This window comes from Deinococcus sp. QL22 (genome assembly GCF_023370075.1).
In the GTDB taxonomy this organism is placed as follows: Bacteria; Deinococcota; Deinococci; order Deinococcales; family Deinococcaceae; genus Deinococcus.
Map to the genome: position 1 here is coordinate 1,512,501 of NZ_CP097149.1, position 23,115 is coordinate 1,535,615.

A 23,115-nucleotide genomic window follows, 5' to 3' on the forward strand; every position below is an offset into this window, starting at 1 on the left:
GTCACTGGGCCAAAGACGCCATCGACCGTCTGGTCGAGCGCGGTATCATCCTCGGCTACCCCGATGGAACCTTCCGTGGCACGCAGAACCTGACCCGCTACGAAGCCGCTGTGATCATCGCCCGCGTGTTGGATCAAATCCGCACCGGTGAAGTGACTGTCACTGAAACCAGTGTCTTCACCGCCGAAGACCTGACCGCGTTGCAGAACGCCATTCAGGAACTCGCTGCCGACCTGACCGCCCTCGGCGTCCGCGTTAGCGACCTCGAAGAGAACGCTGTCAACCGCGACGACTTCAGCCGCCTCGAAGCCCGCGTGGAAGAAATCGCCGGTGCCGGTGGCGACGAAACCGCCATCACTGGCATCCAGACCCAGATCGACGAGCTGACCGCCCGCGCCGACGAGTACGACACCCTGCGTGCCGACATTGACGACAACGCCAGCTCCATCGCCGCCCTGAACGACCTGACCGTGTTGCTGAACCAAGACATCCTGAACCTTCAGGATCGTGTCAGCGCCGCCGAAGCTGCTCAGGCCGATTTCGTGACGCGCACCGACTTCGACAACCTGTCGGGCCGCGTGACCGCCGTAGACAACCGCGTGACCGGCGTTGCTGGCCGCGTGACCACCCTGGAGAACGCTCCCAAATTCAGCATCTCCGGCAACATTGATGCTGCTTATGGGCGCATTAACCTGATCAGCGGCACCCAGCACTTCGACGTTGACCGTTTGACCCGCCAGACCTTTGCTGACGGCGTGTTCAGCAGCGGCGTGAACTGCCCCACCGGAGCCTACGCTGCTTCCGGCAACGCAGTGAGCTGCACCGACACCAACAACCAAACCTTCACCGGTGGCATCGGTTTCGGCGTGAAAGCCAGCAATTTGGTCACCGCTAACGGCACCATTGTCGTCAACGACGCTGCTATCAACTTCTACACCAACAACTCCTTTGCTGTTGGCAACGACGTTTCCGTGAACGTAGACAACGCGAGCGCCAGCGGTACCATCAGCGGCCAGAAGTTCGATGTCAACTATCACAACGGCAACAGCAAGTTCAAGTTCAATGACTACTTGTTCGCCAACGACAACGATACTGAAGGCGCAGTCACCCGGCGTGGTGCGGTCATCAACATCGAAGCCACCCAGTTGCCCCTTGCTCCCAAGTTGACTGTCGTTGCTGGCAACGCCAGAGATAACAAAGGCAGCAGCATCCTCGAAGGCAACTACTACGGCGTCCGTGCCAGCGTCAACCCCGGTGGCATCGGTACCGTTGGAGTTTCGTTCGCGCAAATGGACGGCCTGACTTCTGCTGGACGCAGTGCTTACGGCGTAGATTACGACGTCAAGTTTGGCCCCGTCGGCATTACTGGTGCGGGCGTTGCTAGCGTTCAAGCCTCTCCTGCCACCTTCGTGTCGAGTGGCGGAACCTTCCAGAATGCTGTGAACAGCGCCGACTACGCTTTCTACACCGATGTCAAAGCTGACTTCGGCGTCGTGAAGGCCGCAGCCAACTACCGCGCCATTGAAGCTGCATACGCCAACGGTGAAGCCAGCATGTCCGGCAATGATTCGGCGTACTACACCGATTACAAGACCAGCCAGCCCTACGGTGCGGATCAGGTCGGCTTCGGCGGCGCTTTGTCCACCAACCTCGGCCCTGTCGTGTTGGGCGCTTATGGCGATTCCTACGTGCCCTACAACAACGGCGACCGCAACACCAGCTTCGGCGTCAGCGGCGGTGTGAAGTTCGGCGCTCTGTCGGCAGTCGGTTTCTACAACCGCGCTACCCTCACCACCGGTACGTCCACTCGCCAGCTTGCAATTGATGCTAACAACTTTGCGTACAACTTGGGTACTCCTTACATGGATACCGCAACTGTGCCCTTCGCTTTCTCCAGCACGTTCGGTGGCGTCCTGAAGCATGACGGCGCTGCAACCAACGCTTTGATTCCCGGCCTGAGCTTTACCGTTGCCGACGCTTACTTCTACGGTCTGCGCCGCGACAACGCGGGAACGGTCACGGTCAACGACACTTTGGATGGCAGTGCCAATGACCTTCAGGTTTACGGTAGCTACAGTGGCACCTTCGCTGGCGTCAAGATCGAGCCGTTTGCTCGCTACCACTTGTTCAAGACGACCAACGATGCCCGTGTCTTTGATCAGAACGCTGCAGCCAACGCTACGACGACTGCAACGACTGCCAACATCGGCACCTCGACCTACAACACGGTCAAGTACGGCGTGAAGCTCAGCACTCAGCCCCTCACCGGTGTGCCCTTGCAGCCTAGCTTCTTCGCTAACTTTGCCAATCGCCTCACGACGCCCGGCAGCCAGACGCAGGTCATCACCACCAGCGCAACCGAGTTGTTTGGTCAGGCAGGCATTACCCTGAACCAGTTCTTGGTGCCCAACATGAAGGCTAGCTTGGGCTACGCCTACTACCAGGGCTTCAACGTTGCTTCGACCATCAATGCGAGCAGTGCGAGTGCTGCAAGCGCAACCTACAGCGCTGCTGCTGACCGCATCTACTCCAGCCCCTTCAGCGGCGGCGGAAGCCCCTTCATCAACACCTCTGGCTTCGGTACGGCCAACGGCAAGGTGGACGGCGTCTTCGGACAACTCTCGTGGAACGGCATTGCTGCCAACTACGGCGTGTTCCGCAACACCAACCTGAACGACAACACGACCAGCGTTGCTCAGGGCTTCAAGGTCAACTACACCTTCAAGTTCTAAACCGCTTCTCCCTGAGCCATTAGGTTCAGTGTCAGCAAAGGCCATCCTTCGGGGTGGCCTTTCTGCTTTTCAGTTTGGACCTTTGACCTAGAGAACCGCTAAACTGCTGCCTATGCTTGCTGTGTTTGGTCACCTGAATCCCGATACTGACGCCATCTCTGCCGCTCTGGTCTATGCCCGGCTTCTCACCCGGCAGGGCGTGGAGGCTCAGGCTTACCGCTTAGGCGACCTGAATTTTGAAACGGCGTTTGTGTTGCGCGAATTGGGGGTGGAGGCACCCCCGCTGTTGCCCCAGCTTGCGCCCGGTTCAGCGGTGGCGCTCGTGGATCACAATGAGAGTGCCCAGTCGGTTCCCAACCTGAGCGAACTGGACGTGACACGGGTGGTCGATCACCATAAACTGGGCGACCTGACCACCTCGCAGCCCGCTTACCTGCGCTTCGAGCCGGTGGGCTGCACGGGAACGTTGCTGTTGAAGCTGCATTTAGAGGCACATCTACCCGTAGAAGTCATGGATGCCAAGCTGATGCTGAGTGCGATTCTGAGCGATACGCTGCATTTCCGTAGTCCGACCACCACGCAGGCAGACCGGGAAGCGGTGGCTTTCCTTGCACCCATTGCGGGCGTGACTGATGTGGAGGCGTACGCACTGGCGATGTTTGCTGCCAAGAGCGATCTGGGTGATACACCTGCCGAAACGCTGCTCCGGATGGATTACAAAGTCTTCCCCTTTGGCGACCCCGCCCAACCCCAATCGGTACAACGCTGGGGCCTGGGCGTCATAGAAACCACCAATCCCGCCTACGTGTTTGGGCGGCAGGCCGAGCTTTTGGCCGCCATGGATCAGGTCAAGGCCGCCGACGGACTGAACGGCGTGTTGCTGAGCGTGGTGGATATTCTGAACGAATCTAACCGCACCTTGGTTCTGAGTGCCACCGAAGAAAAGCTCATGCGTGAAGCGTTCGGCGTGGAAACTGATGGGCAGGTGGCCGATCTCGGCGCACGCATCAGCCGCAAAAAGCAGGTTGTGCCTGCGCTGGAAGCCTATTTTGCCCCCGGAACTCCGTCTGTCTGAGCCAGCCATAACCCCCCTGGATTGGCTGTTTGCACGCCAGCGGTTCGGCATTCATCCCGGCTTGGAGCGGGTGCGGGTGCTGCTGGCACGGTTGGGCCACCCCCAGCAGGCTTACCGCGTGGTGTTAGTGGGCGGCACCAATGGTAAAGGCAGCACCGCCGCAACTTTGGCCGCCATCTTGGCCGCATCCGGCGAGCGCGTGGGCCTCTTCACCAGCCCGCACCTGACCCAGTTTGCCGAGCGATTCCGGGTGGGGGATCAAGATTTGCCCGAAAGCGCGGTGGCCGAGGCTTTGATGCGGGTGCGGCCCCATGCCGAAGCCGTAGATGCCTCTTTTTTTGAAATCGTGACGGCGTTGGGCTGCCTGCTGTTTGCCGAAGCGGGCGTGACCCTAGCCGTAATGGAAGTGGGCCTCGGCGGGCGATTGGACGCCACCAACGCGCTTGACCCGGTGCTGAGTGTCATCACCAACGTGGCGCTCGATCATACCGAGATTCTGGGCGATACACTGGAGGCTATTGCCGCCGAGAAAGCCGGGATTCTGCGTGCTGGGCGGCCTGTCGTAACCGATGTCGTTGCTGGAGTCCGAAGCATTCTGGACAGGGAAGGGGCAGACCTGTGGGCGCTGGGCGACGTGCGGGCCGAGTCTCTGGGGTGGGAAGGTTGGTCAGTGGTTTTGCCTCTGCCAAACGGCCAACACTTCAGCTTTCGCACACCACTGCTGGGGGCACATGGGGCCAGAAACGCGGCGTTGGCGGCTCTGGCGGCGTTCCGATTAGGTGCGTCCGAGTCGGCCATTCGGCAGGGTACGGAAGCAGTTCGGTGGCCCGGACGAATGGAGGTCATCCCAACTGCTGCGGGTGGGCGCGTGCTGCTGGACGGCGCACACAACCCGGCGGGCGCACAGGCTTTGGCCGCCGCCCTGCGCGAGCTGTTGCCAGAGCTGGGTCTGGAGCGTGTGTCGTTCATCTTCGGTGCCGCTGCCGACAAGGATTTGGGCGGTGTGGCTGAGGCTCTGCGCCCACTGGCCTCGCGGGTCATCCTGACGCGTGCCGTGCTGAGTCCCCGCGCGGCCCACCCCGCCACCCTCGCGCCACTGTTTGAGGGCTTGCCCATTCACCTGACCCATTCCCCCGCCGACGCGTTGGCCCTTCTCCATGGCCTCGCTGGGCCGTTGGCGGTGGTGTGCGGCAGCCTCTATCTGATCGGAGAAGTGCGTCCCCTCCTGCTGGGGGGGGCAGGTGAGGAACGGGAGCGGTGGCAGTAGGCACAAGCCACATCAGAGGCCGGACTGTCCGCCATCTGGCCTCACCGCTGCCCGGACACGCTACCCTGAGAGGCCATGACAACCTCATCGCAGACGCCAGATGTGCAGCCGACTGATGTGACTGCTCCTCCTCTCAACTCACCCGATGTGGCGCTGCCCGAACTGAAGCGCCGTTTGGGGCAAATCAGCGACCTGGGTGCGGCGGCGGGCCTGATGTCCTGGGATCAGGAAACGCAGATGCCCGACGAGGCGGCGCGGGTGCGCGGGCAGCAGATGGCGACTCTGGAGGGGCTGGCGCACGAGATTTTCACCGACCCCCGTACCGCCGAACTGTTGGTTGCGGCGGGCGAACCCGCTGACCCCACCGACGCCGCCATCGTGCAGGTCACGCGCCGCGATCACGGCAAGGCCACCAAGTTGCCCACCGAGTTTGTAGAGGAACAGTCCCGCGCCCGCAACGAGGCCCACCATGCGTGGATAGAGGCCCGTAAGAACAGCGAATTTGCCACCTTCGCGCCGCACTTGACCAAGATGATCGACCTGGCGCGGCGGCAGGCCGACTTGCTGGGTTACGAGGCCCACCCCTACGACGCGCTGATGGACAACTACGAGCCGGGCATGCGGGCCGCACATGTCAAAACGGTGTTTGCCGACCTGCGTGACCGCACGTTGCCGCTGCTGCGCCGAATCGTGGCCGCGCCCGACGCCGCGGATTACAGCGTGCTGACCCGCCCTTTTGCACCAGAGGCACAGAAAGCCTTTGCGTGGCGCATGGCGGGCGAGGCGTTTGGTCTGAAGTCCGACTTTGCGCGGCAAGACGAGAGTGCGCACCCCTTTCAGACCAATTTCAGCCGCAGTGACCTGCGAATCACGACCCGCGTGGAACCTTACTGGCCCGCCTGCCTGTTCGGTACCTGGCACGAAACCGGCCACGCCATGTACGAGCGCGGCGTGGGCGAGCGCTGGGAGCGGACTCCGGTGTCCAGCGGCACGAGTTTGGGCGTCCACGAAAGCCAGTCGCGCATGTTCGAGAATCTGCTGGCCCGCTCGCGTCCGTTCTGGAACCGTCATTTTGCGGCGCTGGCCGAAGCTGCCCCCGAAGTCACGGCGGGCCTGGATCCCGAAACGCTGTATCGCACCGTCAACCGCGTGAATCCCAGCCTGATCCGCGTGGAAGCCGATGAAGTCACCTACAACTTCCATGTGATGCTGCGCTTTGAACTGGAATTGGCGCTGCTGGAAGGCAGCCTGAACGTGGCCGACTTGCCGGAAGCGTGGAATGCCAAGATGGGCGAGTATCTGGGCCTCACGCCGCCGAATGACGCCGAGGGGGTGCTGCAAGACGTGCACTGGTCTGCGGGATTGATCGGCTATTTTCCGACCTACACGTTGGGCAACCTGCTGAGCGTGCAACTGCTGGAAGCCGCCCGCCAGACGCCCGAGATCGCGGCGGGCATTGATCAGGCCGAGTACGCGCCGCTGCTGGCGTGGTTGGCCGATAATGTGCATCAGCATGGCCGGAGCCGCACGCCAGAGCAGATTACGGTGGCTGCCACGGGCCGCCCGCTGACTGCCGACCCGTATGTAGCGTACTTGCACGAGAAGTACGAGGGAATTTACGGACTGAGCTAAATTTAGAGCATTTGACAGAAGAACAGGTGCCATTCTCCTGTTCTTCTGGCCGAACACCGTAAGTGAATTTAACGGAGCAGTGCGGAGAATGGAGTGTGCACGGGAACACCACCCCTGCACATGGAATTCGGAGAACTGCTTTAGGATCAAGCAGAAAGGCCAGAGCGTGGGAGATTCCCGGCTCTGGCCTTCTGCCTATCTGCGTTTCAGTCAAACGGCGTGCTTGCGTTCCACCTGGGTAATCAGGTAGGCCCGGCTGGCGCTCAGCCACGTCTGGGCCAGGGCGCTATGCGGGTGCTGGCGCTCGCGCAGGGCATTGGCACCGAGGCTCAGTTGGCGTTCGATGCGGCGCACGGCGCTCAGACCGCCCTCGTTCTCGGCTTCGATCAGGGTATTTTTGACCGTGGTGGGATGAACAAAACCAACGCGAATACTTTCAGCAATGGTATCGAGGGCACGCATAGAGGTACTCCTTCCAGCGGTATAGGCGCTGCGAGGTAACTGGGTGGTGCTGATGGGGCCGAAATGGATGGCGGCGAATCCTGTTCTTAATTACGATAATAGCAGAGCGGCTCCGAGCTGACAAGAAGCATGAGGCTACATTCTGTATTGACCGTAGCGGAAAGCAGTGTTACACTCCGACCAAGGATGCCTGATTCTGCTCACAGGCAAATGCCATCGCCGCGCCTTTCTAAGCGACCGCATCCCCAGGCAACCCGTGCTGTATGGCCCAACAAGCCCAATAGCACGCACGCCGCAGCCTAGGAGGTGACATATGAAACTGCACGAACGACTACGCGAGCTCCGCAGTGAACGCGGGCTGCGGCTCAAGGACATTGCCGAGACCGCCGGAATCAGCGTTCCGTACCTCAGCGATCTGGAGCGCGGGCGTACCAACCCGAGCCTGGAGACCCTGCAAACGTTGGCCGGGGCTTACGCCATCACGGTTCACGATCTTCTGGAGGGCGTCGAATTTTACGGCGCGTCTACTGAAGGCGCTTTGCCCAAAGGTCTATCGGACTTGGTGGCCGACCCCACGCTGGGGCCACAAATCACGCCCGATTGGGTTCGCACCCTGTCCCGCATCGAACTGCGTGGCAAGCGCCCCCGCGACAAGCAGGACTGGTACGAAATCTACCTGCACCTGAAACGCATCCTGAACTGATCCAATCGGGTTGGTGTTGGAATTCTGAATAACGAAGAAGGGCCGGAAGCGTCGAGTTTCTGGCCCTTCTTGTATAGGGTTGTTATGGGGCGGGAACAGTTGCTGGGTGGTGGGTGGCCCCCTCACTCCGCTGATGCTCAGCGCCGCTCTCAGCTCCGCAACTCTGTGAGTCCCACAAGGAGCGATGGCAAAAGCTAGAGTATTGGTTTTTGCTGCTAACCCTTGAGCGGGGAGGGGGTGAATGAGCGCCAGCGGTTGCCCTTCTTGGCCCCTTGACCCTTAGGCGCCTTACGCCGCCTCCACCCACCCAGCTTCCGGCTTGGCTGCACCCTGCCCCCGCGTCAGCAGCAGGGTTCCTGCACCCCAGGTGCCGCCGATCAGAGCCAACACAAAAGCCAACGTGGGGGCGCTGAGGCAGGCGGCAAAGCTGCTGAGGCCAACGAGTGCCCCAACCGCGTCCGGCACAGGCAGGCGCACCCGGTAGGCCACCGCACGGCCCAGGTCATACACGCTGACGCTGAGGCCGGTGGCAATCAGCAGAGCAGCAAGGGCGGTGGCGATCAGAGCAGGGCCAAGCATTCCAGCCAGCGCCAGGCCAAAAGCGGGGCCGATCAGGGCGGCCAATGCCAGCACTCCCAGCGCCAGCGTGCGTACCGGGGCGTGACGTTGCCGCCGCGCCAGTGCCGGAGCCATGCCACCCACAAAGAGCAGCAGCAGCACACCGCCCGTCAGGGTCAGGAACACCTGCGGCCACGCGGCAGCGCCCAGCCAGCCCAGCACGGGGCGGAAGGCGGCGGCAGTCGCCATGCCGAGACCCACTGGCGGTGGCGTTTGCAGGGCGTTCCGGTCTCCGGGGGCGCGGCCCAGCAGGGCATTCACGCGGCCTGTGACCTGTGCGCCCGGTTCGCGCCGCACGTCACCCAGCAGGGTCACCACTTCGCCGCGCACCAATGCGTTGGCTGTGAGGGTAATCTGGCCGCCCACCGCGATCACGTTTCCGGCGACTGGCCCACTGACGGTCACGTTCTGACCAAACGTAACGCCGCTGCGCCCGGCCATACCGAACATGGCAGGCACAGTCAGGATGGCAGACAGGGCAAACGCTGCCGCCCCGAACCGCTGCACCGTGGGCCGGGGTCGCCACGCCACCAGCGCACTGGTGACCAGCAGCAGCGCCAGCCCCACGCCTGCCAGCGGCGACACCTGTGCCAGCAGGGTTTGCATCACCAGCGCCCCCGCCGCCAGGTTGGGCCAGGCAGAGGTGATGGCCAGCAGAATCAGGCCCACCAGCAGGGCCGACACCAGCAGCAGCGGCGCGGGATTGCTGGCTTGCGGCTGTGCAATCAGCGGGGCAATGGGCTGGGCGATGAAGGTGGAAGCAGAAGGCACAGTCTGAACTCGACCGGTTTGAACGGGTGCAGCCTGAAGGGGCGGCGCGGCAATCCGGGCCGTAACCTGTACGGCAACGGACGGCACAGCGGGCGGCAAGCTCTGGCCCAAGCGTGCCGAAGCCGCCACATCCGAAGCGATCTCGGCGGCGAGGCTACGGGGCAACGTGGGCGGAGTGAGCCAGCGGGAAGCCTGAATGTCCTGCATGACGTTGGCGGCGATACTGCGCGGCAAGGGCGGGATCACCGAGAGCACCGCACCGACGCGCACGCTGGAGGCCACCGCAGCCGCCACCGATTGGGGCAGGAGAGGGGGGGACAGTTGGCGCGAGTAGGCAATGTCGCTGGCGACTTGTGCGGCCACTGAATTTGGGAGAGAGGGCGGCTCTAGTTGCAGACTCCAGCCGATGTCGTGCGCCACCACTGCAGCCACGCTGCCAGGCATCTCGGGTGGGTCGAGCGTAGACAGCAGGCCCGTGATGTGTGCCAGGGCTGCCCGCGCCGCCTGTACGTCTGCATTCTCAGTCAGGGTTTCCAGCTCGGCGCGTTCCTGCGGAGCCAAATCTCCCTCGGCCTCACGGTGCAGCAACTCCAGCCACGCCGGACGGTGGCCCGTCGACGCTGCCTGAAGTGGATTAAGATGCTCCGCGCCCATACGTTCCCTCTACGTTAAAAGACCGGTGAAGGTTCCCAGGCTATTGTGACCGGGCAAGCTGTCCCAGATGACCGGACAATCAGCCGCCGAGTTCCGCCGCCCTGTAGTCGCCACTCTTGCCGCCCGTTTTGGTCAGCAAGCGCACGCCCGTAATTTCGATGGCTTTGCTGGCCGCCTTTAGCATGTCGTACACGTTCAGGGCGGTCACCGTCACAGCGGTCAGGGCTTCCATCTCTACCCCGGTGGGCGCGGTGGTTTTCACGGTGGCCACAATCCGCACGCCGCCCTCTTCCAGCGTGACCCGCACATCTACCCCCGTGACTGGAATGGGATGGCACAGCGTAATCAGGTCGGCGGTACGCTTGCTTCCGGCCAGGCCTGCCAACCGCGCCACCGTGAGGGGGTCGCCTTTGGGATTGATTCCCGCAACGAGTGCGGCGCGGGCCTCGGCGGGCAGGCGCACCCAGCCCTCAGCGGTGGCCGTGCGGGTGGTCGCTGCCTTATCCGACACGTCCACCATGCGCGGCAGGCCGTCTCGGAAGTGTGTCAGTTCAGGGGGTGTCAGTTCGGGAAAAGTGGAATCGGCCATCAATCGTCGGACAATTTCAGGTCACGCAGGGCCGCGAACGGGTTCTGGCTGGCGTGCGTGGTGCCTTCGGGAATGCCCAACTGGTCGTCGATCTCTTCCACTGGAACCTGCGCCATATGCTCGCAGGAGCCGTCGTTCAGGTCGTGACCGCAGATCTGGCACAGGCCTTTGCAGGCTTCGTCGTGCACCACGCTCAGGGGGGCGGCCAGCAGGGTCGTTTCGGCCAAGTACGCACTCAGGTTCAGGTCGGGGTCGCCAAACACCAGAACTTCCTCGCCCGTGTCGGCCTCTTCCAAAAAGGGTTCCTGCACGGCGGGGTCATAGCGCATCAGCGTTCCGAGTTGAATGTCCAACGGAACCTGCACCTCGCGCAGGCAGCGGGCACATTCCATAATCAGAGTCGGCTCAAAGGTGCCCTGAAGGTACAGCTCATCGCCCTCAAGGCTGTTGATCTCTATCTCAAAGGGGGCAGGTTCGGCAAACTGAAGGGTCTGCGTCAGGTCGCCCTGCAAGTAGGTCAGGTGGTCAAGTTCACCCTCTGCGTGGGCGTCGCCCGCCGTGCGCAGGAGGGAACCAAGGTGAATCCGGGGCGTGTCACTCATCCCCGTATGATAAGCCGCGCCGCCCCGCCGTACCGGGAGTTGCACACGATACGGCAGGCCAGAAGACTTAGGGCTGATGTTGCCCGGCTTGCACCGCCGCTTTACGACTCATGCTGCCGGAGCCAGTCCATCACATCGGCAGCATTCTGATCGGGTGGAAACACCGGATAGACGACTTTCTCTATGACGCCGTCTGTGATGATCAGCGTCACGCGCCGGAGCAGAGGGTCCTGTTCGCCTTCTACCCTAAACGTCGGCAGCCTCAGCGCCCGCGCCAACTCGCCCGCCATATCGGAGAGCAGGGGAAAAGGCAGATGGAGGCGTGCGGCGGCCTCGGCTTGTTGGGGCGTGGTTTGGGTGCTGACGCCAAAAACCCGTGCGCCTAGGGCTTGCAGTTCGGCGTGATGGTCGCGGAAGGCGCAGGATTGCGGCGTACAGCCCCTCGCTCCCGGAATGCTGTCCCAGTCCTGGGGCGAGGGCAGTCCCGGCGTGCCGGTGCGCGGATAGATGTACAGCACAGTGCGCCCAGCCAGCGCCGAGAGAGTGACCTCACCGCCGGAACCCTCAGGCCCGTGAGGTGGTCACAGGCCCCGTCATCTGTCGGCACAGGCAAGTCTTTGGGCAACCGCTGAAAGTCGGTCATTCTCCCATTCTTACGCCAACTCCACCAAACTCGCGTCCGAAATGGTCAGCTTGTGTGTGCGCGGCAGGCTGCGTCCACCGCGTACCTCGGCTTTTACGCCGATCAGGCAGTCTTGCAGGCGGGTATTCAGATGCTCGATGCGGGCCTGCGCGTCAATAACGCTGTGTTCCACTTCCGCCATCCTGACCACTGTGCCGTTCCCGATGCTGGTAAATGGCCCGATGTAGGCGTCCTCGATCAGCACGTTTTCGCCCAGCAGCACTGGCCCCACGATCTTGCTCCGGATCACCTTGGAAGAAGCTGGAATGATCACGCGGCCCGTCAGGCGCGACTCGCTCACCTCGCCCTTCACGTCGGATTCGATGCGTTCCAGCAGGAGGCGGTTGGCGTCCAGCAGGTCGGCGGGGCGGCCCGTGTCCTTCCACCAGCCTTCGACCCGCTGGCCCACCACGCGCCGCCCACGCTCGATCAGACCCTGAATCGCGTCGGTGATTTCGTATTCGCCGCGTGCAGAAGGCGGCATGCCGTCCAGCACTTCAAAAATCTCGGGTGTAAAGCAGTACAGACCCGCCACCGCCAGATTGCTGGGCGGCACTTTGGGCTTCTCCACCAGACGCTTGATCTGGTTGTCGCCGTCCAGTTCGGCCACGCCAAACGCGGTGGGGTCGGCTACCTGCACGAGCGCGATCAGGGCGGCAGGACGGCTTGCGGCAAAAGCTTCGGTAAACGGTTTCGCGCCGTGTTCAAATAGGTTGTCGCCCAGGTACACGCAAAAATCGTTGTCGCCCACCCACTCCCGCGCCGTCAGCACCGCGTGGCCCAGGCCCAACTGCTCGTGTTGATCAATCAGGGTGATCTGGAGGTCGGTCTGATCGGCCAGCGCGTGTCCGATTTCGGCGCGGGTGGCGTCCGACACCACGATGCCTACTTCCGTAATGCCCGCCTCCTGAAGCGTGTGCAGGGCGTGAACGATGATGGGCGCTCCGGCCACAGGCAGCACGGGTTTGGGGCGCGTAAAGGTCAGCGGACGAAGGCGCGTGCCCAGTCCGGCGGCGGGGATGATGGCTTTCACCCCGGAATGATGTCACAGGGTGGGCGGATGGCCGCTGAAGGTCAACGTATCTCAAAGTTGGTCTCAAAGCTGGCAGAGGTGCCAGAGAGCATAAAAGTCAGGCAGCACAAGACGCCACAAAGCAAAAACCCCCGCCGAGGCGGAGGCTTAGGTTGGTGACCCCAACGGGATTCGAACCCGTATCGCTACCTTGAAAGGGTAGTGTCCTAACCGTTAGACGATGGGGCCACACCACTTCAGTTTGCTTGGCGCGGTATGAATCCCCCGTAAGATTACGGTTGAGTACACGAACGGCTTCGCTGACTGCCTCTCAAGGCGTCCTTTCGGACAGGCGGAACTATAGCGTTATACAGGTGAGAACGTCAACCCCACCCGCAGGAAGGCATAGCCAAAGACACAATCTGGGCGCGGGCGATTCGGATTTGGGGGCTAAAAAGACCCCTTTCCCAAACCGCTCGCCGCCCGGTTTACATGTGCAGGGCGCGTTTGCTGACGGCCAACGCCGCTTCTTTCACCACTTCCGAGAGGGTCGGGTGAGCATGCACGGTGCGGGCCAGATCCTCGCTGCTGCCGCCGAATTCCATGATGGCTACTGTTTCCCCGATCAGTTCGCTGACATTGGGGCCGATCATATGCACCCCAAGCAGGCGGTCGGTCTGGGCGTCGGCCACCACTTTCACAAAGCCGCGAGGGTCGCCGTGTCCGAGGGCGCGTCCGTTGGCGCTGAAGGGGAACTGCCCGGTCTTGACAGTCAGGCCCTTCTCTTTGGCCTGCTTTTCGGTCAGGCCGGCCCAGGCAATTTCGGGGCTGGTGTAGATCACCCAGGGAATCACGTCGTAATTCACGTGTCCGGCCTGACCTGCCAGCATTTCGGCCAACGCCACGCCTTCTTCCTCGGCCTTGTGCGCCAGCATCGCGCCGCCGATCACGTCCCCGATGGCGTAGATGCCGGCCAGATTGGTGCGGTAATGGCTGTCCACCTTCACAAAGCCGCGTTCATCCAGCGCGAGGCCCACCGCGTCGGCTCCAAGTCCGGCGGTGTGGGGCACACGTCCAATGCTGACGATCAGCTTGTCGAACTGCGCGGTCACAGTCTGGTCTTTTTCTGTGTAGGTCACGGTCACGCCCGCATCGTCCTGCTGAACGTCCGTAATGTTCACGCTGAAGTGGAAGTCCAGCCCCTGCTTCTGAAACTGCTTCAGCGCCTCTTTGCTCACAGCGTCGTCGGCGGCCATCAGGAATCCGGGCAAGGCTTCCAGAATGGTCACCTGTGCGCCCAGACGACGCCACACGCTGCCCAGTTCCACGCCGATCACGCCCGCACCGATCACGCCCAGCTTGGCCGGAACTTCGGTAAATTCGAGTGCGCCACTATTTTCGACGATGTGGCCGCCAAATGGGGCCAGCGGCAGGGCGCGGGGGCTGCTGCCCGTCGCCACGATCACGTGCTTGGCCTGCACTTCGGTTCCGGCGGCATTGATGACCCAGCCGCCCTCCTCCTGCCGCACCAGTTGGCCTAATCCGTGAAAGGAAGTAATTTTGTTCTTCTTGAACAGGTACGCCACGCCGCCCGTGAGCTTGTCCACGACGCCTGCCTTGCGGCCCAGCATCTTGGACAGGTTCACCCGTGCGCCGTCCACGTCGATGCCGTGTTCGGCGGCGTCGTGCTGAATCATCTCGAATCGTTCGGAGGAATCCAGCATGGCTTTGCTGGGAATGCAGCCCACATTCAGGCAGGTGCCGCCCAAGCTGCCCTTGCCGTTCCGGGTAAATTCATCCACGCAGGCGGTGCGGAAGCCGAGCTGCGCGGCGCGAATCGCGGCCACATATCCTGCTGGGCCGCCGCCGATGACCATCACGTCAAAAGTATCCATAACCGCCCCGGAGCGTAGCACCCGGCTCTCATGGAGATGGTGGCGCGTTCCCGTAATGGGGACAGTTCTAGGCGTCTAAGGGTCGAAGGTGCACGGGCGCTGGGGGTTTGAGGAAGGATGGAGTGAGCACCAGCGATTGCGCTTCCTTCGACCGTCGACCCTTAGATGCCCTTCGCCCCTCAATCACTTCGCCCACGCGCCAGCAGCCACAGGAAAAACGGCCCGCCCAGCAACGTCGTGACCACACCCACCTGACTGAGAATGGTCGTGCGAGACAACAGATCGGCCAGCACCAGCAGCGCCGCGCCTGCCACGGCACTGACTGGCAGCAAGACGCGGTGGCCTGCGCCCCACACCAGCCGCACCAGATGGGGCACCACCAGCCCGACAAAGCCGATGATGCCCACGTAGGCCACCGCCGCCGCTGTAGCCGCGCTCGCCGCAATGACCACCAGCAGGCGCAGCCGTTCCACAGGCACGCCGAGGCTGCGGGCGGTCAGGTCACCCAGTTGCAGGGTATCCAGTGCGCGGGCCAGCGCCATCAGCACGCCGCAGCCGATAACTGCGTAGGGCAAGATGGTCAGCACGTCGCGCCAGCCGCTAAAGCCGAGGTCGCCCAGCGTGTAGGCCAGCACCTGCCGTGCCCGGTCTTCTCCGCGCAGGATCAGGAAGGTAGTAAACGCGCTCAGGACGCTTCCCACCACCACGCCCGCCAAAATCAGGCGCGTGGGGGGAAAGCGCCGCCCTTCCCGCGAGAGGGCCAATGTTGTGCCCACCGCCGCCAACGCGAAAGCCAGCGCCGACAGCGGAATGCTGGAGCGCGGCCAGCCTGCCACGATGCCCACGGTGGCCCCCAGCGCCCCGCCACTGGCCACACCCAGGAGGTACGGATCGGCCAGCGGATTGCGGAACACGCCCTGAAATGCCGCCCCACATACCGACAGGCACGCGCCCACCACGAGGCCCATGACCACGCGGGGCAGCCGGATCTGCCACACGATGATGTCGTTGCCGCTCAGTTCGGCCCCGCTGCCGAGGCTCAGCACGCCGCGCCACAGCGCCCCCAGCACCTCGGCAGGCGGAATGAACACGCTGCCAAGGCCGACGGCCAGCACAATGGAGGCCAGCAGCACAGCCAGCAGCGCCAGAGTCCGTGGCAGCAAGCGGCGGGGCGGGAGAGTGGTGGATCGTGGATCGTGGATCGTGGTCAACGGCAACGCTCCCCCTTTTCGCACTCACGCCTCAGCCCTTCCCACTCACGTCGTTTCACCTACTTGAACAGGCCCGGATGAACCAATTTTGCCAGCCCACGCAGGGCTTCCGGCAGGCGGGGGCCAGGGCGAGACAAAATGTTGCCCAGTCCGGCGGGGAGGCTCACCACACGGCCCGTTTTGGCTGCTGCCAGAGTGTTCCAGCCGGGGCGGGCGGCCACCGTTTTGGCATCTACACCCAGAATCAGTTGTGGGTTGGCCTTCACGATGAATTCGGGGTCAACCTTGGGAAAATCGCCCATGCTGGCCGGAATGATGTTGCGTGCGCCCGCTTTGGTCAGCAGCACGCCCATAAACGAATTCGGGCCGATGGAGTACGGCGTGGGGTCAATTTCATAGTAGGCGGTGGGCTTTTTCACCACGTTCTTGGTCAGAATCTCAATCCGGGCAATATCCTGACGCATCTTTAGCACCAACGCTTTGGCCTGCGCTTCCCGGTTCACCAACCGCCCCAGCAACAGCGTTTTGCTGAACACCTCGTCGTAGGTTTCGGGGTTGATGGCAATAACCGTAATCCCGGCCTGCGCCAGTGGTTCAGCCAACTTGCCGTACTGACTGATCAGTACCAGATCGGGCTTGAGGGCCACTATCGCCTCTAGGTTGGGGTTGTACAGGCCGCCCACTTTGGGCAATTTCGCGGCCTGTTGAGGGTAATCGGTGTAATCGTCTACACCCACCAACTTGTCGCACGCGCCGATGGCACACAGCGTTTCGCTGGAGCTGGGCAACACGCTGACAATGCGCTTGGGTTCGGCCTTCAGGGTCACTTTGCGGCCCAGATCGTCGGTAATGGTGAGCGGGTAGGTGGTGGCAGAGGCCGAGGCACAGAGCGCCAGAACAGAAGTCAAAACAAATGCTGAAACGGTCTTCATGGTGGATCTCCCTTGTGGGCAGTCCTCCGCAGAATAAAAAACGCCCCGCAGTGGGGGCGAAAGTGAACACGTCCGGGGCCGCTGCCCACGTAGGGGAGCCTTGCCCTAGGCGTCCCTCCTTCCGCGAGAGGTATGGCCGCACGCCCGCACTCTCTGTCTACACACTGAGCGTTTACACAATGGGTGCGGGGCATGGACAGGCAGGGTGTTCGGACTTCGCCGCCGATGCTGGGATCAGGGCTTACCGTTGCGCGACAGTGCCGGACTGTGCCGAACTTATTGGCAGTCACCGGCTTCCCCCACGCCTATCGGGAGCAGTATAAGGCGGACTGGGTTGGATGGGGTCTTGTCTAAGGGTCTAGGGTCTGAGGTGCAGGGGCGGGTTCGGTTGCTGGCGGCCCCCCTCTGCCGCGCAGCTCTGCGAGCCATCCCGCTTCATACGCAGCAGAAGAGGGGTGATACGGATTCCGTATGATTCCCGTACAGTCGGCCCTGCTCATCCACACCCCACGCCGCCTGTCCGTCTAGCTCTCTGAGTCCCTCGCCTCTGCGGCACTCAGAGAGCTGCAACGCAGAGAGAGCCACCCCGCAACCAAACCCGCCCCTGCACCTCAGACCCTAGACCTTTAGACAAAGCACCCTTAGACCCGCCCCCACAAGCGAGGTGAACCAACATTCCCCAAATTCAAACAATCCAAATTCCAGAAACACAGACCCTAGAAGCCCACGCCCTCCACGTCCGGGCCGGAACCTTTGCCGCCGTGCAGGACGTAAGTGCCAGCTTTCCGGCGGGCGTGTTTACCGCTGTTATCGGCCCCAACGGTGCGGGCAAAAGTACCCTGCTGCGGGCCTTGCTGGGCCTCAGTCCCCCCGAACGCGGTGAAGTGCGCTTGCTGGGGCGCAGGTTGCAAGATTGGCCCCGGTCTGAGCGGGCACGCACGTTGGCGTATCTGGCTCAGGGTGAAGGCTTGCCCGATACGACGCTGGTGCGCGACGTGGTGGCGCTGGGCCGGGGCGCGGGCGCGTGGCGCTGGGGTCTGATTCCCACCCGTCCGTGGACAGAGGCCGACGAATCCGCCGTGACCGACGCCCTGACCCGCACCGATACCCTCCGGTTCGAACACCGCCGCGTGTCGGAATTGTCGGGCGGCGAACGGCAACGGGTGTCTTTGGCACGGGCGCTGGCCTCGCACCCCACCTTCCTGCTGCTCGATGAGCCCACCAATCACCTGGATTTGGCCTACGCGCTGGACGTGATTCGCTACGTGCGCTGTGAGGTGGCCGGGGGCCTGGGCGTGGTGGCCGTGCTGCACGACCTAAATCTTGCGGCCCGCGCCGACGCTTTGGTGTTGCTGCATCAGGGCCGTGTGCTCGCGGCAGGATCGCCCGAAGAAGTGCTGACGCCCGCGCTGCTTCACACGGCCTACGGCATTCACGCGCAGATCATCCGGCACGATGGGCGGCTGGTGGTGCTGCCGCAGGAATAAGCATGACGTGTAGTCGCCCCACCACATATAAATAACCGATAGACTAGATAGATGCGCTTCGTTCATAGGATGGTACTGGTTTTTGGGCTAGTGCCCCTCTCCGCTTGTGGTCTTCTCGGCCCACCTCAGCCCTGGGAGGGAAGCTGACGGCCTGACACAATTTATGAGGGAGAGCGAAATCTGAGCACCCAGCCGCCTTCTAAAGCGTCCACAGAACTGACATGCGATTTCTTGCGACGTCCGGGAGGCGCCGGATCGGCGCCTCCTTGGAGCGTCAGGCGGTTGAGTACTGCCTGCCCCCGGCTCAGCGCGAAGTGGACGCCGCGTAAACCAAGTTTCAAATAGCTCAGGGCGCGGTTCCAATGGGGATCAATGGTTCTGCGCACACCCTGCTGCACGAGCTGGAGTCCTTCGGAGACGAGCAGGAGCGTGGCCACAGAGATCACCAGGATCAGGCGTTCGAGGCTGGCGGCATCACGCAGTTTGGAGTCCTCCAGACCGAAGAGGCCACTCTTATCATCCAAGAATCCTTCCTCTATTTGGAAGCGCTCGCCGTACTCAGCAAACGTTGCACGACTGGTGGGTTCATCGCTCACCACCTGCCACTGCTCTGGGCCGTCCGTGGACGGCCCGAAACCATGCACCGGCCCAAATCGGTGTCCGGTGATCGTGACGTTGTGGAAGCAGCGCGTTTCGCGCGCTGCGAGTTTGATTTCCCGATGGTGCAGACCCGTTGCCCGTCTGGAGCGGCCAGAATCAGGCTCGATTTGATGCGGATGCGGAAGTGCCATCCGCAGACGCGGAGCCAGCCCATCAAGGCCGTGTCGCAAAACCCCGATCCGCCAGGAGTCGAACATCGTGCAGCCCAAGAAAATCCAGCAGGCCTTTGACCTCGGCGAGGACAGGCAGGAGTTGTTCGGTGCCGACCTGAGCACTGGCATGCTCTAGGACGCGGGAGACGAGCGGTACCGCGCGTCCCCGGTAGAGGACGGCCACCCGGATCAGACAGAAGCGTCCGAACAGGATGCTGGTGTCCAGCGCCAGCGTCAGGGAATGCGGGCCCCAATCCCGCAAGGCTCGGGTAATCAGGGGGCCATACACACTGCCAGGGGCGATGGCTGGATTCTCCAGCCACCGTCGGCAGCGACGTTCGGTGCTCTGGGCGACCGTGGCCTGGGAGTGGATGTGCGGCAGCCAGGAGGGAATGGAAACGCTCTGGGACAGCACCAAGCCGCTGACCATCCAGGCCAGCGTACGGGCGTTGCGGACGTCGTTCCACAGGGCGGGGTGGAGGTGGGGCAGGATCGCTTGGTACAGTCGGGGGGCGTCCCCGGTGGCATTTTCGGTCTTCACAAACAGAAAGTGTCCCCTACCGGGGACGCTTTCTCATAAATTGTGTCAGGCCATCAGGGGAGGGAAGTTCACTTTCTCTTGAAAATCAAGAAGCGACTATGGAGGGATATCCTCAAAGCAACTGTTTAGGCGGGATGGATGCAACTATTACCAGCCGTGGTCAGACTGAGACAAGTGGCCTAATTTATCCAAGACAAGAGTGGCATTCTAAAACGACAGTGTTTTACAAAAGAGTGACCTTCCAAGTGGAAGTCAATTGCTATGCTCTCTCTGGCGAAATCTTAGACCATTGGATATTTGAAGATACCCCTCCAATCGCTAAGTTTGGGCTAGATAGTATCGAATGGTTTGCGCCAATTATTTACAATAAGTACTGGGATTACAATCAATCCAGCTGTAACCCTCGCTCTCCAAAAAGTATGATGTGCATGATCAAAGATCTATCTTAGACCTACCCCTGCACCGCCCGCCAACGTCCCAACCACGTGCCCCCGAACACATGCACGATCAGGCCCACGAACACCAACGCCGCGCCCAACAGTTTTAATGGCGGGAAGGTTTCCTGAAAATACAGGGCGCTGCTGACCATGCCGAACACGGGCACCAACAAGGACAGCGGCGCGACCCGGCTGGCCCCGTGTTGCTGAATCAGCCAGTTCCAGATGCCGAAGCCCAGCACGGTGTTGAAATAACCCATAAAGGCCACCGCCAGCCAGAAGCCAGGGCCGCTGCTGGTCAGGGTGCGCCCTACTGCGTCCCAACCGCTGGTCATGCCTGCCAGTAGCGTCAGGGGAAGGGGCGGAATCAGCGCCGACCAGACCACCAGACTCAGCATGTTGGCATTGCCCGCCGACCTGACCAGAATGTTGCTGACGGCCCAGCCGCCCGCCGCGACCAGCACCAGTCCGAACCCGATGGGGCTGGTCTGGTGGTCGGCCAGCAGACCAATGACGCCCATGCCCGCAAAGGCCAGCGCCATCCCCACCACCTGATTTGCGCCCAGCCGCTCGCGCAAGAGGGCTGCCGCCAGCAGCGCAGTAAAGAAGGCCTGCATCTGCATGAGGAGGCTGGCCAGGCCCGCGCTCATGCCCAACTGAATGGCGAGATACAGCAGCCCGAACTGCACCACACCCACCGCCAGGCCGTAGCCCACCAGCAGTTGCCAACGCATTACCGGGCGCGGAATGAAGAACACGGCGGGCAACGCGGCCAACGCAAAACGCAGCGCGGCCACCAGCAGCGGCGGGGCGTCGGTGACGCTGAGCTTGATCACCACAAAATTGACGCCCCAGATGAAGGTAATCAGCAGGGCCAACAGCAGGCTTCGGAGCGGCATTACCCCAATCTACCCGCCGCATAAGCAATTGCGATGATTTGCGAGAATCATCCGAGCGGACTGGAACAGCTGTGCAGCAGAGCGAGTGGCAGAGAGTACGGGCTGGCGGCGATGGACGACCCTATCGGTGTCTTTGCGAATGTTCGGGAATCAGAGCCAGTCTGTATGAGATTGGAATGGAGCAGGCCAATGTTGTGCGCTTTGGTCTGTAGCCTGTACGCCTATGTCTGGTTCCTCTGCGTCCGGCCCCCTTTATTTTTCTACGCGTGGACACCTGCTGGTCTGTCAGGGCCAGAGTTGCCAGACGCGAGGCTCCGCGCTGCTGCACCGCGCCCTCTGGAACGCACTGGAGCGCGAATCGCTTGCTTATTACAAAAAGGGCGGCAGCCTGCGCCTCACCGAAAGCGGCTGCCTGGGCGCGTGCAGCTATGGCCCGACCCTGTGTGCCTACCGCACCAGGCCTGAAGGCGGCCTGGAAGAAGGCTGGTACGCCGCCACCGATTTGCCGCAAGCCCTGAGTGTGGCCCGCGCCATCCACGCAGGGGAGGCGTTGCCGGAAGGGGGAAAGTACGGGCCGTAGGGCGTTGGGATGGTGGTGGGGCGTCTAAGGGTCTGAAGGTCTCAGAAGGGCAAAGGGCAATCGCTGGCGCTCACTCACCCCTCTGCTGCGCAGTTCTGCGGGGCCCCAGCGCAGCAGCCGAACCTGCCCCACCCGGAGACCTCCGCCCCCAACCCACACCCCATTCCATTTCCGCCCGTCCCCATTTGCTATCCTCCCCCCATGACGATGGTGCGGCAAACTCGGCAGCGGCAGGCAGTGATCGAGGTTCTTCGGGCCTCGCGTGCCCACCCTGACGCCGCGTGGATTCATGGTCAGGTGCGGCAATCGCTGCCCAGCGTGAGCCTCGGCACCGTGTACCGCACCCTCGACGCCCTTGTAAGAGACGGTGTGCTGCTGACCATCGAACGTGCTGGGCAGGCCACCCGCTACGACTACAAACATGGCGGCGAGTACCACCACCACGCGGTCTGCCGGGGCTGCGGCGCAATTTTTGATGTCGACGCGGCGGCCATTCCCAGCATTCCAGCGGCGGCCCTGCCCGCAGGCTTTGCCGTCACAGAAGTGCGGCTGGAATTTATGGGCATGTGTACGGCCTGCGCCGCCAAAGCCGCCTCAGACAACTAGAAACAGATTTATTCCGCTGGGCTGCCCATTTGTCCCCACGCTGCCGCGCTAGCCTCAGCCCATGATCCGGATTCCGTTCAATTCCCCCACCTTTGGCACATCACCAAGGGTGTGTCCATTTCCCGGAACCCGTCTCCCTCCCCATTTGCTTTGCTCAGATTCCAAGATCCCTGGTGAATCTGTTCCATCGGAATTTTCATGAGTCTGCCGCTTTCCCCGGCTCCCCATGAATTTCCGTCTTACCGTATGGCGGAATTTCTGCCCGCTTTTTTGTTGGGCTGGGGATTGGGCGCGGCGCTGGTCTTTGGCGTGCGGGCGCTGGGCATGGCCTTGCTGCCCGATCCCTGTCAGGGCCATACGCTGCTGGCCCTCATCATGCCGCTGGTGCTGGGGCCGGGTGGACTGGGCTTTACGGCCTTCAATTTCCGGCGGCCCAGACGGGCGGCGCTGGGGCTGGGGCTGGTGGTGGCCTCGCTGATGCCTGCGCTGTCGGTGGGGGCGCGGGATATCGGGGCATTGCGCGGTAGCGGGTGTGCGGGCGGCTACGTGGTGCTGTCGGCGTCGGGCGGCCCCACTGACCGCAGTTCGTCCATCAGCACCCTCAGCCTGCGTGTGGGCGAGTCGCGCACCCTCACGGGCCGGGTTGGCGGCTACACGCCCACCACGCATCCGGGCCTGTTTGCGCTGGCCGCCGACAGCAACACCTCCGGTATCACGGTGGTCTTGCCCAAAACCCAGGTGCGGGCGGGCGAAGTGTTCCCGGTCACGGTCAGTATCAAAGCCGATACGGGCGTGAACAGCTACACGGTGGGCGTGCAGGCCCGCCAAATTGTGGACGGTAGATCGGTGGCGGCGGTGGGCACGCTGGAAGTCAACGCCCGGCCCTGAAATTCTGGTTGGCGTTCCCGGTTTGGGT

The 23,115-nt window shown here is 62.5% G+C and carries 21 protein-coding genes, 1 tRNA gene and 1 riboswitch (1 of these 23 cut by a window edge); of the genes, 9 read left to right on the plus strand and 13 right to left on the minus strand.

The annotated features are described in order from the left end of the window. The 4 genes from M1R55_RS07330 to M1R55_RS07345 form a co-directional block, all read left to right on the plus strand. Positions 1-2,732, plus strand: partial view of an S-layer homology domain-containing protein gene (locus tag M1R55_RS07330; protein ID WP_249394016.1) — the 3' portion only. It extends 118 nt beyond the left edge of the window; only the last 2,732 of its 2,850 coding nucleotides appear in the window; its start codon lies beyond the left edge, outside the window; its stop codon occupies positions 2,730-2,732. 112 nt (positions 2,733-2,844) lie between these two features. After that, the gene (locus tag M1R55_RS07335) at positions 2,845-3,807 is read left to right on the plus strand and encodes a manganese-dependent inorganic pyrophosphatase (RefSeq protein ID WP_249394017.1); all 963 of its coding nucleotides are present in this window, start codon (positions 2,845-2,847) and stop codon (positions 3,805-3,807) included. Continuing rightward, positions 3,782-5,074: a folylpolyglutamate synthase/dihydrofolate synthase family protein gene (locus M1R55_RS07340; protein WP_371827171.1), complete on the plus strand. Its 1,293-nt coding sequence runs from the start codon at positions 3,782-3,784 to the stop codon at positions 5,072-5,074. Before M1R55_RS07335 ends, M1R55_RS07340 begins: the two co-directional genes overlap by 26 nt. Before the next feature lie 75 nt (positions 5,075-5,149). After that, positions 5,150-6,706 carry a carboxypeptidase M32 gene (locus tag M1R55_RS07345; protein WP_249394018.1) on the plus strand — a complete coding sequence of 519 codons (1,557 nt, stop codon included), beginning with the start codon at positions 5,150-5,152 and terminating at the stop codon, positions 6,704-6,706. Between the two features lie 210 nt (positions 6,707-6,916). Here M1R55_RS07345 and M1R55_RS07350 read toward each other — a convergent pair whose 3' ends face one another. Then, positions 6,917-7,168 (minus strand): hypothetical protein, encoded by a 252-nt coding sequence (locus tag M1R55_RS07350; RefSeq protein ID WP_249394019.1) that lies wholly within the window; start codon positions 7,166-7,168, stop codon positions 6,917-6,919. A 313-nt stretch (positions 7,169-7,481) separates the two neighbouring features. Between M1R55_RS07350 and M1R55_RS07355 the strand changes: the two genes are divergently transcribed. Next, positions 7,482-7,871, plus strand: a complete 390-nt coding sequence (locus M1R55_RS07355; RefSeq protein WP_019010554.1) for a helix-turn-helix domain-containing protein — start codon at positions 7,482-7,484, stop codon at positions 7,869-7,871. A 288-nt stretch (positions 7,872-8,159) separates the two neighbouring features. Here the strand turns inward: M1R55_RS07355 and M1R55_RS07360 are convergent, their stop codons facing one another. The 9 genes from M1R55_RS07360 to M1R55_RS07400 form a co-directional block, all read right to left on the minus strand. Further along, a complete protein-coding gene (locus tag M1R55_RS07360) occupies positions 8,160-9,914 on the minus strand; it encodes a polymer-forming cytoskeletal protein (protein WP_249394020.1) in 1,755 nt (584 codons plus the stop codon). Between the two features lie 79 nt (positions 9,915-9,993). After that, a complete protein-coding gene (moaC, locus tag M1R55_RS07365; protein WP_249394021.1) occupies positions 9,994-10,503 on the minus strand; it encodes a cyclic pyranopterin monophosphate synthase MoaC in 510 nt (169 codons plus the stop codon). After that, positions 10,503-11,105 (minus strand): DUF177 domain-containing protein, encoded by a 603-nt coding sequence (locus M1R55_RS07370; protein ID WP_249394022.1) that lies wholly within the window; start codon positions 11,103-11,105, stop codon positions 10,503-10,505. Before M1R55_RS07370 ends, moaC begins: the two co-directional genes overlap by 1 nt. 101 nt (positions 11,106-11,206) lie before the next feature. Continuing rightward, a complete protein-coding gene (locus tag M1R55_RS07375; protein WP_249394023.1) occupies positions 11,207-11,623 on the minus strand; it encodes a peroxiredoxin in 417 nt (138 codons plus the stop codon). Between the two features lie 135 nt (positions 11,624-11,758). Then, on the minus strand, positions 11,759-12,820 hold the full coding sequence (locus M1R55_RS07380; RefSeq protein WP_249394024.1) for a glucose-1-phosphate thymidylyltransferase: 1,062 nt from the start codon (positions 12,818-12,820) through the stop codon (positions 11,759-11,761). 153 nt (positions 12,821-12,973) lie between these two features. Then, positions 12,974-13,048 (minus strand) — tRNA-Glu (locus M1R55_RS07385). Positions 13,049-13,287: 239 nt separating this feature from the next. Further along, on the minus strand, positions 13,288-14,694 hold the full coding sequence (lpdA, locus tag M1R55_RS07390; RefSeq protein ID WP_249394025.1) for a dihydrolipoyl dehydrogenase: 1,407 nt from the start codon (positions 14,692-14,694) through the stop codon (positions 13,288-13,290). Between the two features lie 179 nt (positions 14,695-14,873). Continuing rightward, positions 14,874-15,842: an iron ABC transporter permease gene (locus M1R55_RS07395; protein WP_249394162.1), complete on the minus strand. Its 969-nt coding sequence runs from the start codon at positions 15,840-15,842 to the stop codon at positions 14,874-14,876. Between the two features lie 122 nt (positions 15,843-15,964). Then, on the minus strand, positions 15,965-16,837 hold the full coding sequence (locus M1R55_RS07400; protein WP_249394026.1) for an ABC transporter substrate-binding protein: 873 nt from the start codon (positions 16,835-16,837) through the stop codon (positions 15,965-15,967). 203 nt (positions 16,838-17,040) lie between these two features. Beyond that, a riboswitch (cobalamin riboswitch) is annotated at positions 17,041-17,137 on the minus strand. A 461-nt stretch (positions 17,138-17,598) separates the two neighbouring features. Here M1R55_RS07400 and M1R55_RS07405 point away from each other — a divergent pair. Continuing rightward, positions 17,599-18,324 (plus strand): ABC transporter ATP-binding protein, encoded by a 726-nt coding sequence (locus M1R55_RS07405; RefSeq protein WP_249394027.1) that lies wholly within the window; start codon positions 17,599-17,601, stop codon positions 18,322-18,324. A 161-nt stretch (positions 18,325-18,485) separates the two neighbouring features. Here the strand turns inward: M1R55_RS07405 and M1R55_RS07410 are convergent, their stop codons facing one another. The 3 genes from M1R55_RS07410 to M1R55_RS07420 all read right to left on the minus strand — a co-directional run bounded on the left by M1R55_RS07410 (position 18,486) and on the right by M1R55_RS07420 (position 21,013). Next, a complete protein-coding gene (locus M1R55_RS07410; RefSeq protein ID WP_249394028.1) occupies positions 18,486-19,154 on the minus strand; it encodes a hypothetical protein in 669 nt (222 codons plus the stop codon). Continuing rightward, the gene (locus tag M1R55_RS07415) at positions 19,138-19,677 is read right to left on the minus strand and encodes a hypothetical protein (RefSeq protein WP_249394029.1); all 540 of its coding nucleotides are present in this window, start codon (positions 19,675-19,677) and stop codon (positions 19,138-19,140) included. The genes M1R55_RS07410 and M1R55_RS07415 overlap by 17 nt, the downstream gene beginning before the upstream one ends. Before the next feature lie 451 nt (positions 19,678-20,128). Then, positions 20,129-21,013 (minus strand): EamA family transporter, encoded by an 885-nt coding sequence (locus M1R55_RS07420; RefSeq protein ID WP_249394030.1) that lies wholly within the window; start codon positions 21,011-21,013, stop codon positions 20,129-20,131. 223 nt (positions 21,014-21,236) lie between these two features. Here M1R55_RS07420 and M1R55_RS07425 point away from each other — a divergent pair, with 223 nt between their 5' ends. From M1R55_RS07425 to M1R55_RS07435, 3 genes are all read left to right on the plus strand, one after another. Continuing rightward, positions 21,237-21,593 (plus strand): NAD(P)H-dependent oxidoreductase subunit E, encoded by a 357-nt coding sequence (locus M1R55_RS07425; RefSeq protein ID WP_249394031.1) that lies wholly within the window; start codon positions 21,237-21,239, stop codon positions 21,591-21,593. Between the two features lie 201 nt (positions 21,594-21,794). Next, positions 21,795-22,199, plus strand: a complete 405-nt coding sequence (locus tag M1R55_RS07430; protein ID WP_249394032.1) for a Fur family transcriptional regulator — start codon at positions 21,795-21,797, stop codon at positions 22,197-22,199. Positions 22,200-22,397: 198 nt separating this feature from the next. Then, on the plus strand, positions 22,398-23,087 hold the full coding sequence (locus M1R55_RS07435) for a hypothetical protein (protein ID WP_249394033.1): 690 nt from the start codon (positions 22,398-22,400) through the stop codon (positions 23,085-23,087). The last annotated feature ends 28 nt before the right edge of the window (positions 23,088-23,115 follow it).